We start from the raw sequence: 12,769 nt of genomic DNA, 5'->3' as shown, positions 1-12,769 counted from the left end.
ACATATGGTTCACCTCGTTCTGATAGCCTACTCTAAGCGTAGGGCTTGAGAGTGAGGCGGACCATATAATTAGCCCCAGTCTTACGACTGGGGCTTTAAAGTTATTTAGCTAACAATAAGAATTACTTCTTAGCGTTACGCTCTTTAACTTCTGCGATTACTTGCTCAGCAACGTTTGATGGACAAGCTGCGTAACGTGCGAACTCCATAGAGAACTGACCACGACCAGAAGTCATTGTACGTAGCGTACCGATGTAGCCGAACATTTCTGATAGAGGAACGTCAGCTTTGATACGAACGCCAGTAGCACCAGCTTGTTGGTCTTTGATCATACCACGACGACGGTTAAGGTCACCGATAACATCACCAACGTGGTCATCTGGAGTAAATACGTCAACGTTCATGATTGGCTCAAGAAGCTGTGCACCTGCTTTAGGCATTGATTGACGGAATGCGCCTTTCGCTGCGATTTCAAATGCGATTGCAGATGAGTCAACTGCGTGGAAGCCACCGTCGAATAGCTCAACTTCAACGTCTAGCGTAGGGAAGCCAGCTAGAACACCAGTTTGCATCATGCCTTCGAAGCCTTTCTCTACTGCAGGCCAGAATTCCTTAGGAACGTTACCACCTACAACAGTTGACTTGAACGTGAAGCCAGAGTTTGGCTCACCTGGTTTGATGCGGTAATCGATCTTACCGAACTGACCAGAACCACCAGACTGCTTCTTGTGCGTGTAGCTATCTTCAACTGCTTGAGTGATAGTTTCACGGTAAGCTACCTGTGGAGCACCTACTTCTAGCTCAACGCCGTAAGTACGCTTAAGGATGTCTACCTTAATGTCTAGGTGAAGTTCACCCATACCTTTAAGGATAGTTTCGCCTGAATCTTCGTCAGTCTCAACTTGGAATGATGGATCTTCTGCAACCATCTTACCAATCGCGATACCCATCTTCTCTGTAGAGCCTTTGTCTTTCGGAGAAACAGCGATAGAGATTACTGGCTCTGGGAAGATCATTGGTTCTAGAGTACATTCGTGCTTAGGATCACATAGAGTGTGACCTGTTTGAACGTTCTTCATACCTACAACAGCGATGATGTCACCAGCTTGAGCTTCAGTGATCTCTGTGCGGTCATTCGCTTGCATCTCAACCATACGGCCGATACGCTCAGTCTTACCTGTCGCAGCGTTAAGGATAGTGTCACCCTTCTTCATGCGGCCAGAGTAGATACGAATAAATGTTAGTGCACCAAAACGGTCATCCATGATCTTGAATGCTAGCGCTTTTAGTGGCTGATCAGCATCAACGATTGCTTTTTCGCCAGTTGGTTCACCTGTTTCAGGATCAGTTAGATCTTGAGGTTCAACTTCTGTTGGGCTTGGTAGGTAATCTACTACAGCGTCAAGAACAAGTTGCATACCTTTGTTCTTAAATGCAGAACCACAGAATGTTGGGAAGAACGCTAGGTCACGAGTACCTTTACGGATACAAGCTTTGATTTGCTCGATAGTTGGCTCTTCGCCTTCCATGTAAGCTTCCATTAGCTCGTCATCTTGCTCAACAGCAGTTTCAATCATTTCTTCACGGTATTGTTCTACATCGTCAACCATGTCTGCTGGAACATCTAGAACTTCGTAGTTTTCTGGAAGACCAGTTTCGTCCCAAACGTACGCTTTACGAGTTAGAATGTCTACAACACCAACGAAATCATCTTCACGACCGATTGGCAGAGTCATAACTAGTGGGTTAGCACCTAGTACTTTCTTAACTTGCTCAACAACGTTGAAGAAGTCTGCACCCATACGGTCAAGTTTGTTTACGAAAATGATACGTGATACTTCAGATTCGTTAGCGTAACGCCAGTTAGTTTCTGACTGAGGCTCAACACCGCCAGAACCACAGAATACACCGATACCACCATCTAGTACTTTAAGTGAACGGTATACTTCAACTGTAAAGTCAACGTGTCCCGGAGTATCGATAACGTTTAGACGGTGGTTTTTCCACTCACACGTTACAGCTGCTGACTGGATTGTGATACCACGCTCAGCTTCTTGCTCCATGAAGTCAGTAGTAGACTCACCGTCATGTACTTCACCAGTTTTGTGGATTTTACCAGTAAGCTTCAGGATACGCTCAGTGGTGGTAGTTTTACCCGCATCAACGTGCGCGAAAATACCAATGTTTCTGTATTTCGATAAATCTGCCATTGTCTTACTCTGTTAATAAGGTATAAATTGCGCGCAGAGTATATCACAATCTGTCAAGACTGATACCCTTGCGTGCGCTGTATGTAAAAAAAACTTGTCTCACCAATATTAGCAGTTAATTCACCAACTAAATGGTAAATTTGCTGGTATTGATTAAGCTTTCTCAGAATAAAAATGCTGCTCATTCGGTAACAAGCAGCACCTCATATTTTGCTATTGTCCTTAGCTTAGCGAGGACAAATCTCCGACTCTGGGAAGAAGAACTCGATTTCGCGAGCTGCTGATTCCGGACTATCTGAACCGTGAACAGAATTATAGCGCATGCTGACAGCGTAATCAGCACGAATGGTGCCACATGCTGCTTCTTCTGGGTTAGTTTTACCCATAAGTTCACGGTAGCGTGCAATCGCATTTTCGCCTTCAAGTACTTGAACCATGATTGGTCCAGAAGTCATAAATTCTTTCAGTGCAGGGAAAAACGCTTTGCCTTCATGTTCTGCATAAAAGCCACTCGCCTGCTCTTCAGTTAGACGAACCATTTTAGCTGCAATGATCTGTAGACCTGCTTTTTCAATGCGGTGATAAATTTCACCAATGAGATTGCGTTCTACTGCATCGGGCTTAACGATAGAAAAAGTTCTTTCAAGAGCCATAAGGTATCCTTTCGTTTTATCTTTGTTTTAATAGAAGAGGCTCTGCGGCCTCTTAATGTTATTTGCTCGCTTGCTGCATGAGCAAAGCAGCCAAACTACGTACGCCTACGCCTGTTGCACCTGCGGCCCACTTATCTGTTGCCGCTTTACGATACGTTGCAGCGCAGTCGAAATGTAACCAGCCTTTCTTGTAATCTTGCACAAAATAAGACAGGAATGCCGCCGCTGTGCTAGCACCTGGTGAGTAGTCTCCACTACAGATGTTTGACAGGTCAGCAAAGTTAGATGGCAACATGCTTCGGTGAAACTCTGCAAGCGGCAGTGGCCATAAACCTTCGTTCTCTTCACGAGCGGCTGTGAGTGCCTGATGAGACAGTTCGTCATCAAAGCTCATTAGCGCATGGTAATCATTACCCAAAGCGTTTTTCGCAGCTCCAGTTAGGGTTGCGCAGTCAATGATCAATTGTGGGTTCTGTTCACTCGCGTAGATTAGTCCATCCGCCAGCACAAGGCGACCTTCAGCATCAGTATTCATGATCTCAACAGTCTTACCGTTTTTGTAAGTGATGATATCGCCAAGTTTAAGCGCACGACCAGAGATCATGTTCTCTGCACAACAAAGAATGAGTTTTACACGTTTGTTTAGGCCACGCATGATGGCTAAGCCTAAAGCACCTGTGATGGTACCAGAACCGCCCATATCCGCTTTCATCGCAGTCATAAAACCCGATGGTTTGATACTATAACCGCCTGAATCAAACGTAATCCCTTTACCAACTAAACAAGCAAATACAGGGGCGTTTTCATCACCTGTTGGGTTAAAGTCAAGTTGAAGCATTGCAGAGGTTCGCTCAGAACCGCGTCCGACCGCATAAATACCTTGCCAACCTTCCGCTAGCAGATCTTTATCTTTTACGATACGAGCCGTTACTGTACCTTCTGGAGCAACAGATTTAATAAACTCAGCAGCCATAGTCGCTAACTGACGAGGCGCCACTTCTTCCGCAGTCTTGTTGATAATATCACGCGTAAAATCGGTCGCTTTGATACGCGCTTCTAGCTCTACTTTATCCGCCTGTGCAAGTTCTTGCCATGCAAGCTGGTTAATTTTTTTAGGGCCGCGGTAACCTTGGTGAAACGTCCAAACGTTTTCCAAGTTCCAACCTTCACCAGCGAGAGTTAAAGACGTCACGCCTTGAGCATCAAGTTTACGAGCCGCCTTTTGAATCGTGCCAAGATCGTCTTCTTCAACGAGGTGGATAGTCGCACCGTGTTCAGAAAATGAAACGATCGCGTTAGCTCCCCATTGAGGGGCTGCAGCTTCTTGGCTTAGAAATACTGACATCTGTCTAGACATGGTTTCTCCTTGTCTTTACTGGCGTTGTCTACGCCTTCTTCTATTTACCACTGGATGTTAACACTTTAATGTGAAATTGATAAAAAAACGGACCATAAGGTCCGCTTTTTTTAGTAAATTTTGTTAACTGAAAGGGGTTTACCGCTAGGGTTAATCCATTTCATCCATCCAACATAGGATCACAGCTTCCAGTATCTTCTCATTCGAACGGTTTGGTTCATCATCAAAGTCATCAAGTTCCATGATCCACTGGTGCAAATCCGTAAAACGAACGGTTTTAGGATCTGTATCAGGAAACTTATCACATAACTCAATAGCAATATCGCGAGAATCTGTCCATTTCATTACTTACCTTCCTTACTATAGCGTTACGATGGGTGGTCGGGTTGAGACGATTAATGGTCTTCCGATGCGTGGTTTAGTGTGTATTTAGGAATCTCAACAACTAAATCTTCATCAGCGACTTTTGCCTGACAACCTAAGCGCGACTCAGGCTCAAGACCCCATGCTTTATCTAGCATGTCGTCTTCAAGCTCATCACTCTCTTCTAAAGAGTCAAAACCTTCACGAATAACAATATGACATGTAGTACAAGCACATGATTTTTCACACGCATGTTCAATACCGATGCCGTTTTTTAGCGCAACATCAAGGACCGTTTCACCTGTCTTGGCTTCTAAAACCGCGCCCTCTGGGCACAAATCTTCATGCGGTAATACGATAATCTTAGGCATAACTCTATCTCTTAAATATCATCTACTGATTGACCTGACAGTGCAGCTCGAATCGATTTATCCATACGGCGAGAAGCGAAGTCTTGGCTCGCCTTGTCAGTATCTTTGATACCTTGTTCTATTGCATCAGCACTGTCGCTATTTCGCAGCTCAATGAGTGACTCAATCGCTTGAAGCAGTACTTGTCGTTCTTGCTCAGAAAGGAGTTCATCACCATCCGCCTGCATTGCAACAATCAAACCTTCAATCACGCGGTCAGCTTCAACACGCTGCTCTGCTAAAGCACGAGCCTGCATGTCTTCTTTCGCATAAGTCATTGAGTCTCGTAGCATGGTGGCGACTTCATCATCACTCAATCCATAAGAGGGTTTCACTTGGATTTCCGACTGAACACCGGTGCTTTTCTCCATGGCGGTAACCGAGAGTAAGCCATCTGCATCAACTTGGTAGGTAACACGAATATGCGCAGCACCTGCTGTCATTGGCGGAATACCTTTCAAAGAGAAACGTGCAAGTGAACGACAATCATCGACCATTTCGCGCTCACCTTGCACAACATGAACACTCATAGCAGTTTGACCATCTTTGAAGGTCGTAAACTCTTGTGCTCGTGCAACAGGAATGGTGGTATTACGTGGAACAATTTTCTCAACCAATCCACCCATTGTTTCAATGCCTAACGATAGTGGAATAACATCCAGCAATAGCATTTCTGAATCAGGTTTGTTGCCCGCGAGAATGTCCGCTTGAATACCAGCACCAATCGCTACAACTTCATCAGGGTTAATGCTTGTCAATGGCGAACGACCAAAGAACTCACCCACCATTTCACGAACCAGCAATGCGCGAGTAGATCCGCCAACCATCACCACTTCCAGAACATCATCGGTATCGACTTCTGCATCCTTTAATGCACGACGGCATGACATCAGCGTTTTCTTAACTAACGGCTGAATCAGAGCTTCAAATTCTTGACGACTAACCGTCCCAGTCCACCCCAGCACTTCAACATCAACACTTTCTCGTGCAGAGAAATCGATCTTTGCTTGAGTCGCTACGTTTAACACAATACGGTTGTGCTCGGCAGATAAAGGGGTCGTCAAACCTGCTTTTTCGATGAGGTAGTCAGCAAACAAGTGGTCAAAATCATCACCGCCCAACGCCGAATCACCACCCGTAGCTAAAACCTCAAAGACACCTTTTGATAAACGAAGAATCGAGATATCAAACGTACCACCACCAAGGTCATAAACCGCAATAACACCTTCTTGTCCTGAATCAAGACCGTAAGCGATCGCAGCTGCTGTTGGTTCGTTAAGCAGTCGAAGGACGTGTAAGCCAGCGAGCTTAGCCGCGTCTTTGGTACCCGCTCTCTGAGCATCATCAAAGTAGGCTGGAACAGTAATAACCACACCCGCAAGCTCGCCACCTAATGTTTGCTCAGCTCGCTGACCTAAGGTTCTTAGAATGTCAGCAGAAACTTCTATTGGATTTTTGTCGCCGCTCGCGGTTTGAATGATAGGTAAACCACTGTCACTCGCTTTAAACTGGTACGGAGAACTTGGGTAACGATTTTTAATATCTTCTAGAGAGCGACCCAGTAAGCGTTTTACGGAGATGATAGTGTTTACAGGGTCCACTTCTGCTTTCGCTTTAGCTGCATAACCCACTTGAGGTGTATCTCCAGAATAGTTCACTACCGAAGGTAAGATACTCTGGCCATGTTCATCTTTTAATGTTGCAGCATCACCACTACGCACAGAAGCAACTAGCGAGTTAGTCGTACCTAAGTCGATACCAGCTGCCAGTTTATGCTCATGGGGTGCCGAGCTTTGACCCGGTTCTGCAATTTGAAGTAGTGCCATGGGTGGTCCTTTTTTTCACTAGCCGAGGAGTTTGTCTTCCACTAGTCCTATTTCGTTTTGAAGTTTGGCAATAAATTTTAACTTTCGGACTCGGTCAGCCGCTTGCTGCCAGTCTGAGTCATTAAGCTCCTGCTCTACAGCTGTAAGCTGCTGCTTAAACATTTTGCTCACTTTAGATTCAAAGTCGAACAGGGCTTCTTCAGGATCCGAGCTTACTGAAATCTCTTCAAGTTCCTCACGCAATTCCATTTGTTCCATAAGAAACATAGGATCTTGCAGTGTTTGTTGTTCACCTCGAATCTCAACACCATTCTCCGCCAACAAGTACTCAGCGCGTGAGATTGGCTTTTTTAGCACTTGGTACGCATCGTTAATTTCAGCCGCTTTTTGTACCGCCATGAGACGATCTCGTTCTGAAGCCGTGGCAAAATTATCGGGATGGAACTGTTTTTGAAGTTCACGGAACTGTGAAGAAAGAAGGCTACCATCCAGTTGAAACTGACTTGGTAGCCCAAATAATTCAAAGTAATTCATGGAGAGTTCGGTCCTTGGCAATAACCCTGTGGACCTGAACGCCCACAGGGACTATCAATTAAACGTTGAAGCTTTCACCACAACCGCATTCGCTTTTCGCATTTGGGTTATTAAATTCAAACCCTTCATTCAAGCCTTCTTTAACGTAATCCAATTCAGTGCCATCTAAATACACTAGGCTTTTTTGATCGATTATCACTTTTACGCCGTCGTGCTCAAAGACTGAATCTTCTTCGTTAAGCTCATCAACAAACTCCAGTACATACGCCATTCCAGAACAGCCTGTCGTCTTCACACCCAAGCGTAAACCAATGCCTTTGCCTCGATTTTCTAAGAATGTTTTAACGCGACTCGCCGCGGTTTCTGTCATTGTGATGGCCATACTGCACCCTAGTTTGTCTATATTGCGAATGGAATAGGAGGATGAACCTCCTATTATATACCGATTACTTATTGTTGGTGTTTTTTCTTGTAGTCAGCTACCGCTGCTTTAATTGCGTCTTCCGCAAGGATTGAGCAGTGTACTTTCACCGGTGGAAGTTCTAGCTCTTCTGCAATTTCAGCATTTTTAATCGCCGCAGCTTCATCAATGCTCTTACCTTTAACCCACTCAGTAACCAGTGAGCTAGATGCAATCGCACTACCACAACCGTATGTTTTAAACTTCGCATCTTCAATAATACCTTCAGGTGTTACTTTGATTTGAAGCTTCATTACGTCGCCACACGCAGGAGCACCAACCATGCCGCTACCTACCGATGGGTCTTCTTTGTCAAATGAACCAACGTTACGTGGGTTCTCGTAGTGATCAATTACTTTTTCGCTGTATGCCATGATAATTTACCTCGAATCCTCTATCTATTTCCTGGGAATAACCTGCGATTAGTGGTGTGCCCACTCAACCGTATCTAGGTCAATTCCTTCCTTGTACATATCCCATAGAGGAGACATGTCGCGCAGTTTAATCACTGCAGTACGAATCTGTTCAATTGCGTAGTCAATTTCTTCTTCTGTCGTAAAACGACCAAATGAGAAACGAACTGAACTGTGTGCTAACTCATCGTTCAGGCCAAGAGCACGTAGTACATATGATGGCTCTAGGCTTGCTGATGTACATGCGCTGCCAGAAGAAACCGCTAGGTCTTTTAGCGACATAAGCAGTGACTCACCTTCAACGAATGCGAAACTCACATTTAGGTTATGCGGTACACGTTGCTCTAAGTCACCGTTAACCGTTACAGCTTCAAGATCTTTAACGCCATCAAGTAGACGATTACGTAGCGCTAGTGCATGGTCAAAATCTTTCTGCATGTCTTCTTTAGCAATGCGGAACGCTTCACCCATACCAACGATTTGGTGAGTAGGAAGTGTGCCTGAACGGAAACCTCGCTCATGACCACCGCCGTGCATTTGAGCTTCCAAACGAATGCGAGGCTTACGGCGTACGTATAGTGCGCCAATACCTTTAGGGCCGTAGATTTTATGCGCCGACATAGAGATAAGGTCAACCTTCATCTCTTGCACATCAATAGGTAACTTACCCGCAGATTGAGCAGCATCTACATGGAAAATGATCTTACGCTCACGGCATAGTTCACCGATTGATGCGATGTCTTGAATCACACCAATCTCGTTGTTTACATGCATGATAGAAACAAGAACCGTGTCTTCGCGCATTGCTGCTGCTAGTTTTTTAAGATCGATAAGGCCGTTTGATTCAGGCTCTAGGTAAGTAACTTCAAAACCTTCACGCTCAAGTTGACGGCATGGATCTAGAACGGCTTTATGCTCTGTCTTACAAGTAATGACATGCTTGCCTTTCTTCGAATAGAAATGAGCAGCACCTTTGATAGCAAGGTTATCTGACTCAGTAGCGCCCGAAGTAAATACGATTTCACGTGGATCTGCATTTAGTAGATCAGCGACTTGCTCGCGAGCTGTATCTACCGCTTCTTCTGCCTGCCAGCCGTAACGGTGTGAACGTGATGCTGGGTTGCCAAACGTACCGTCCATAGTCATGTACTGAACCATTTTTTCAGCTACACGAGGATCAACAGGACAGGTCGCTGAATAATCTAAATAAATAGGCAGTTTCATTCTCTACTCCAATGTAACAGGCAAACCGCTTAAGAGCGGACGTTAACACCGATGGGTGCGGTGTTTGTATTTTTAGTAGCAAACCCATGATTAACGGCAAGATCGAGATCTTGTCGATCTGAAATTTCGATGACTTCGTTGTCTTTCATCAACTCACCTAACGTGATGTTGTTTAAGAAGTCACTGATACGTGAACTTAAATCTCGCCACAAGGTATGGGTAAGACAGCGTGAACCGCCTTGGCAATCTCCCTTACCATTACATTTGGTAGCATCAACAGATTCGTCCACTGCTGCGATCACTGTACCAATCGCAATCGAATGTGCATCTTCACCTAAGCGGTAACCACCACCTGGTCCACGCACACTCGCAACTAAACCAGCTTTACGTAACTTTGAGAAAAGCTGCTCTAGATAAGATAATGAAATACCCTGACGCTCTGAAATATCAGCCAGAGGCACTGGGTTTTGCTGTGAGTGCAGAGCCACATCTAACATGGCTGTCACTGCGTATCTTCCTTTAGATGTAAGTCTCATATAACACCATATCCACACCGTTTATGTGGTATGAATTCTTTCATACCTGAGTAAAATGGTCAAGTATTTAATTGACTAAATTACTCAAGTATTTATCCATGATCATATTGTGGTTATAGACTACTGAGAGATACGCTTCTCTATCGCGGTAAGCACACCACGGAGAATATTCAATTCTTGTGCTTCCGGCCTTGCGCGGTTGAACAAACGTCGTAGTTTATTCATTACTTTGCCTGGCTGTTCTTCACTGATAAATTGGGTATCCTTTGCCACTTTTTCAAGGTGTGCAAAAAACAATTCCAGCTCTTTGTGTCTTGGGTACTCTAACTCTTCTTGCTTGGCGAACTGACTTTGCTCACGCTCTAAATACGCCATACGTATTTCATAGCTTAACGTCTGAACTGCCATTGCTAAGTTGAGTGAACTGTATTCAGGGTTGGCGGGAATACACACGTGATAATGACAAGTTTGAAGTTCATCATTTGTCAGCCCTGTACGTTCGCGACCAAATACCAGTGCAACGGGTGAGTTTTGACCTTCAGAGACAAATTTTTCACCGCATTCTCTAGGTTCAAGCATCGGCCACTCTAACGTGCGCGAACGTGCACTAGAACCGACAACTAACGCACAATCAGCAACCGCTTCATTTAAGTCATCTACAATTGTGGCATTTTGTGCAATATCGGCTGCCCCTGCTGCCAAAGCAATAGCCTGTTCATCAACGCGACACTGAGGATCAACGAGAACCAGATTCGATAAGCCCATAACCTTCATTGCACGAGCAGCTGAACCGATGTTGCCAGAGTGAGATGTCCCAACGAGGACAACTTTTACGTTGTTGAGCATTAATGATTTCCAAGAGTAAAATTCGAGCCGCAAGATAGTACCATATACCTGAGTAAAATGGTCAGACCCTTTTCGCGATTAAAACTGAAAGTACAAAAACTAACCACTTCCATTTGGCTATTTATCTGGTATACTGCCGCCCGTTTTTCTGTTCTTTAACATCCGTTGGGAAATTAGTATGCATCCAATGCTTAATATCGCTATTCGTGCTGCACGAAAAGCTGGCAATCATATTGCTAAATCTTTAGAAAATGTTGAGAAGATCGAATCTACTCAAAAAGGCACGAATGACTTTGTTACTAACGTAGACAAAGAAGCGGAAACTATGATCATCGATACAATCAAGGCTTCGTACCCTGATCACAGTATCGTTGCTGAAGAAAATGGCGTCATCGAAGGTAAAGACCAAGACGTTCAATGGATCATCGACCCACTGGATGGCACAACAAACTTTGTAAAAGGTTTACCTCATTTTTCTGTATCTATCGCTGTTCGCATTAAAGGCAAAACAGAAGTAGCGTGTGTATACGACCCGATGCTAAACGAACTATTCACCGCTCAACGTGGTGCTGGTGCTCAGCTAAACAACGCTCGTATCCGTGTTAAGCAACTTAAAGACCTTCAAGGCACAGTTCTGGCAACTGGTTTCCCGTACAAACAGAAGCAACACTCTGAATCTTACCTAAAGATCATGTCTGCTCTATTCGTAGACTGCGCTGACTTCCGTCGCACTGGTTCTGCTGCTCTAGACCTATGTTACCTAGCAGCTGGCCGCGTTGATGGTTTCTTTGAGCTTGGCCTAAAGCCATGGGACATCGCTGCGGGTGAATTGATTGCTCGCGAAGCTGGCGCTATCGTTACTGACTTTGCTGGCGGTACTGACTACATGAAATCTGGTAACGTAGTTGCGTCAAGCGCGCGCGGCGTTAAAGGCATGCTTAAACACATCCGTGAAAACGGCAATGAAGCAATCCTGAAGTAATTATCTGTACAGCTGATATTTTAAAAACCACTCAATAGAGTGGTTTTTTTATATCTACAATAACCTGCTGAGTTCCATCGATTAACGGAATAATCACAGCAGTGGTGGAGAGATTCGAACTCCCAACACGCGGACTTGGAAAACCGCCTAACAAAACAACACTTAGCATAGTCAAAAATAGACAAGTAGCCTTATACGCACGTTAAATGACGTTGTTTGGCGCTAATGAGACGATAAAAAAGGCGACTTACGTTAATTAAGTCGCCCTTAGAAAGGTGCATAAATATATTGAATTTATACAAAACTAGTAAAGGTATCTGAACGTTTGTTATGTTTATGCTCCAGCGACCAAATTATGTCCCTTGCTTTTTAGTGACTTTGTAAGAGCTCTTAGAGATGACCCTCTACCCCTTGAAATAAGAACCTTAACTTCCGCCAGCTTAGAAAATTCAAAATCGCCAAAATCGTGGACTCTTGAGTCCAAAGTTAACTCGAAGAACTGGCTTTCAGACAACGTGATTGGCTGCGCGATCGATCTATCAAAAGGGTCAGTTCGACGCATTGTATGTGTATCAAGCTTTATAGATTGAATTGGCCCACCAGTAAACTTAAAGTCTATGCGGTCCAGAGTTATTGGACGCCTACCTGTATTCACTATTTTCAGATAAACTGCATCCGACATGTTTTCATAACTTTCTAGATATCTAGCTACTACCGCAAATCGAGTAGCGTCACGAAAAGCTACGAATAATGACAGACTAAAGCTGAGGATAGAAATAAAGATCGCTAATTGTGGAAGGCCTAGCAAAGATATCCAGTTAAACTCACTTTCCATACTAACTCCGTAAAGTGTCTACTAAACGTGGGGGACTCGGAAACATAACGAATGATATGGACTCCCTCTCCCTGACACTCCGCGTGCCATACTGACTTAGTACACGCTGAAAAACTGGAG

Annotated in this window: 14 protein-coding genes; 1 reads left to right on the top strand and 13 read right to left on the bottom strand. The window is 44.5% G+C overall.

Annotated elements, in window-relative coordinates:
- Positions 1–122 precede the first annotated feature (122 nt).
- The 12 genes from fusA to trmJ form a co-directional block, all read right to left on the bottom strand.
- Positions 123–2,210: an elongation factor G gene (fusA, locus tag ACQEXR_RS19085; RefSeq protein ID WP_331426704.1), complete on the bottom strand. Its 2,088-nt coding sequence runs from the start codon at positions 2,208–2,210 to the stop codon at positions 123–125.
- A gap of 227 nt (positions 2,211–2,437) precedes the next feature.
- The gene (gene ndk, locus ACQEXR_RS19080; RefSeq protein WP_331416466.1) at positions 2,438–2,863 is read right to left on the bottom strand and encodes a nucleoside-diphosphate kinase; all 426 of its coding nucleotides are present in this window, start codon (positions 2,861–2,863) and stop codon (positions 2,438–2,440) included.
- A gap of 58 nt (positions 2,864–2,921) precedes the next feature.
- Positions 2,922–4,220 carry an aminopeptidase PepB gene (gene pepB / locus ACQEXR_RS19075; protein WP_427020936.1) on the bottom strand — a complete coding sequence of 433 codons (1,299 nt, stop codon included), beginning with the start codon at positions 4,218–4,220 and terminating at the stop codon, positions 2,922–2,924.
- A 150-nt stretch (positions 4,221–4,370) separates the two neighbouring features.
- Positions 4,371–4,565 carry a Fe-S cluster assembly protein IscX gene (gene iscX, locus ACQEXR_RS19070; protein WP_138970405.1) on the bottom strand — a complete coding sequence of 65 codons (195 nt, stop codon included), beginning with the start codon at positions 4,563–4,565 and terminating at the stop codon, positions 4,371–4,373.
- 50 nt (positions 4,566–4,615) lie between these two features.
- The gene (fdx, locus tag ACQEXR_RS19065; RefSeq protein ID WP_269377734.1) at positions 4,616–4,954 is read right to left on the bottom strand and encodes an ISC system 2Fe-2S type ferredoxin; all 339 of its coding nucleotides are present in this window, start codon (positions 4,952–4,954) and stop codon (positions 4,616–4,618) included.
- A gap of 11 nt (positions 4,955–4,965) precedes the next feature.
- Entirely contained in the window at positions 4,966–6,819 is a 1,854-nt protein-coding gene (gene hscA / locus ACQEXR_RS19060) for a Fe-S protein assembly chaperone HscA (protein WP_427020935.1), read from the bottom strand.
- Positions 6,820–6,837: 18 nt separating this feature from the next.
- Positions 6,838–7,353 carry a co-chaperone HscB gene (gene hscB, locus ACQEXR_RS19055; RefSeq protein WP_331416463.1) on the bottom strand — a complete coding sequence of 172 codons (516 nt, stop codon included), beginning with the start codon at positions 7,351–7,353 and terminating at the stop codon, positions 6,838–6,840.
- Positions 7,354–7,411: 58 nt separating this feature from the next.
- Positions 7,412–7,735, bottom strand: a complete 324-nt coding sequence (gene iscA / locus ACQEXR_RS19050; protein ID WP_038139847.1) for an iron-sulfur cluster assembly protein IscA — start codon at positions 7,733–7,735, stop codon at positions 7,412–7,414.
- Positions 7,736–7,803: 68 nt separating this feature from the next.
- Positions 7,804–8,187, bottom strand: coding sequence for a Fe-S cluster assembly scaffold IscU (iscU, locus tag ACQEXR_RS19045; RefSeq protein ID WP_138970401.1), 384 nt, complete (start codon positions 8,185–8,187; stop codon positions 7,804–7,806).
- A 48-nt stretch (positions 8,188–8,235) separates the two neighbouring features.
- Positions 8,236–9,450 (bottom strand): IscS subfamily cysteine desulfurase, encoded by a 1,215-nt coding sequence (locus ACQEXR_RS19040; RefSeq protein WP_331416462.1) that lies wholly within the window; start codon positions 9,448–9,450, stop codon positions 8,236–8,238.
- Positions 9,451–9,479: 29 nt separating this feature from the next.
- On the bottom strand, positions 9,480–9,986 hold the full coding sequence (gene iscR / locus ACQEXR_RS19035) for a Fe-S cluster assembly transcriptional regulator IscR (protein ID WP_331416461.1): 507 nt from the start codon (positions 9,984–9,986) through the stop codon (positions 9,480–9,482).
- Between the two features lie 120 nt (positions 9,987–10,106).
- Complete coding sequence (gene trmJ / locus ACQEXR_RS19030) at positions 10,107–10,832, bottom strand: tRNA (cytosine(32)/uridine(32)-2'-O)-methyltransferase TrmJ (protein ID WP_331416460.1); 726 nt, start codon at positions 10,830–10,832, stop codon at positions 10,107–10,109.
- Positions 10,833–11,010: 178 nt separating this feature from the next.
- On the opposite strand from trmJ, the gene suhB reads away from it, so the two are divergent.
- The gene (gene suhB / locus ACQEXR_RS19025; RefSeq protein WP_331416459.1) at positions 11,011–11,814 is read left to right on the top strand and encodes an inositol-1-monophosphatase; all 804 of its coding nucleotides are present in this window, start codon (positions 11,011–11,013) and stop codon (positions 11,812–11,814) included.
- Between the two features lie 334 nt (positions 11,815–12,148).
- Here suhB and ACQEXR_RS19020 read toward each other — a convergent pair whose 3' ends face one another.
- Complete coding sequence (locus tag ACQEXR_RS19020; protein WP_427020934.1) at positions 12,149–12,649, bottom strand: hypothetical protein; 501 nt, start codon at positions 12,647–12,649, stop codon at positions 12,149–12,151.
- Between the last annotated feature and the right edge of the window lie 120 nt (positions 12,650–12,769).

This window comes from Vibrio sp. TRT 2004, from assembly GCF_050113735.1.
GTDB lineage: Bacteria > Pseudomonadota > Gammaproteobacteria > Enterobacterales > Vibrionaceae > Vibrio.
The sequence above is the reverse complement of the archived record's forward strand: the minus strand, read 5'-3'. Positions and strand labels throughout refer to the sequence as shown.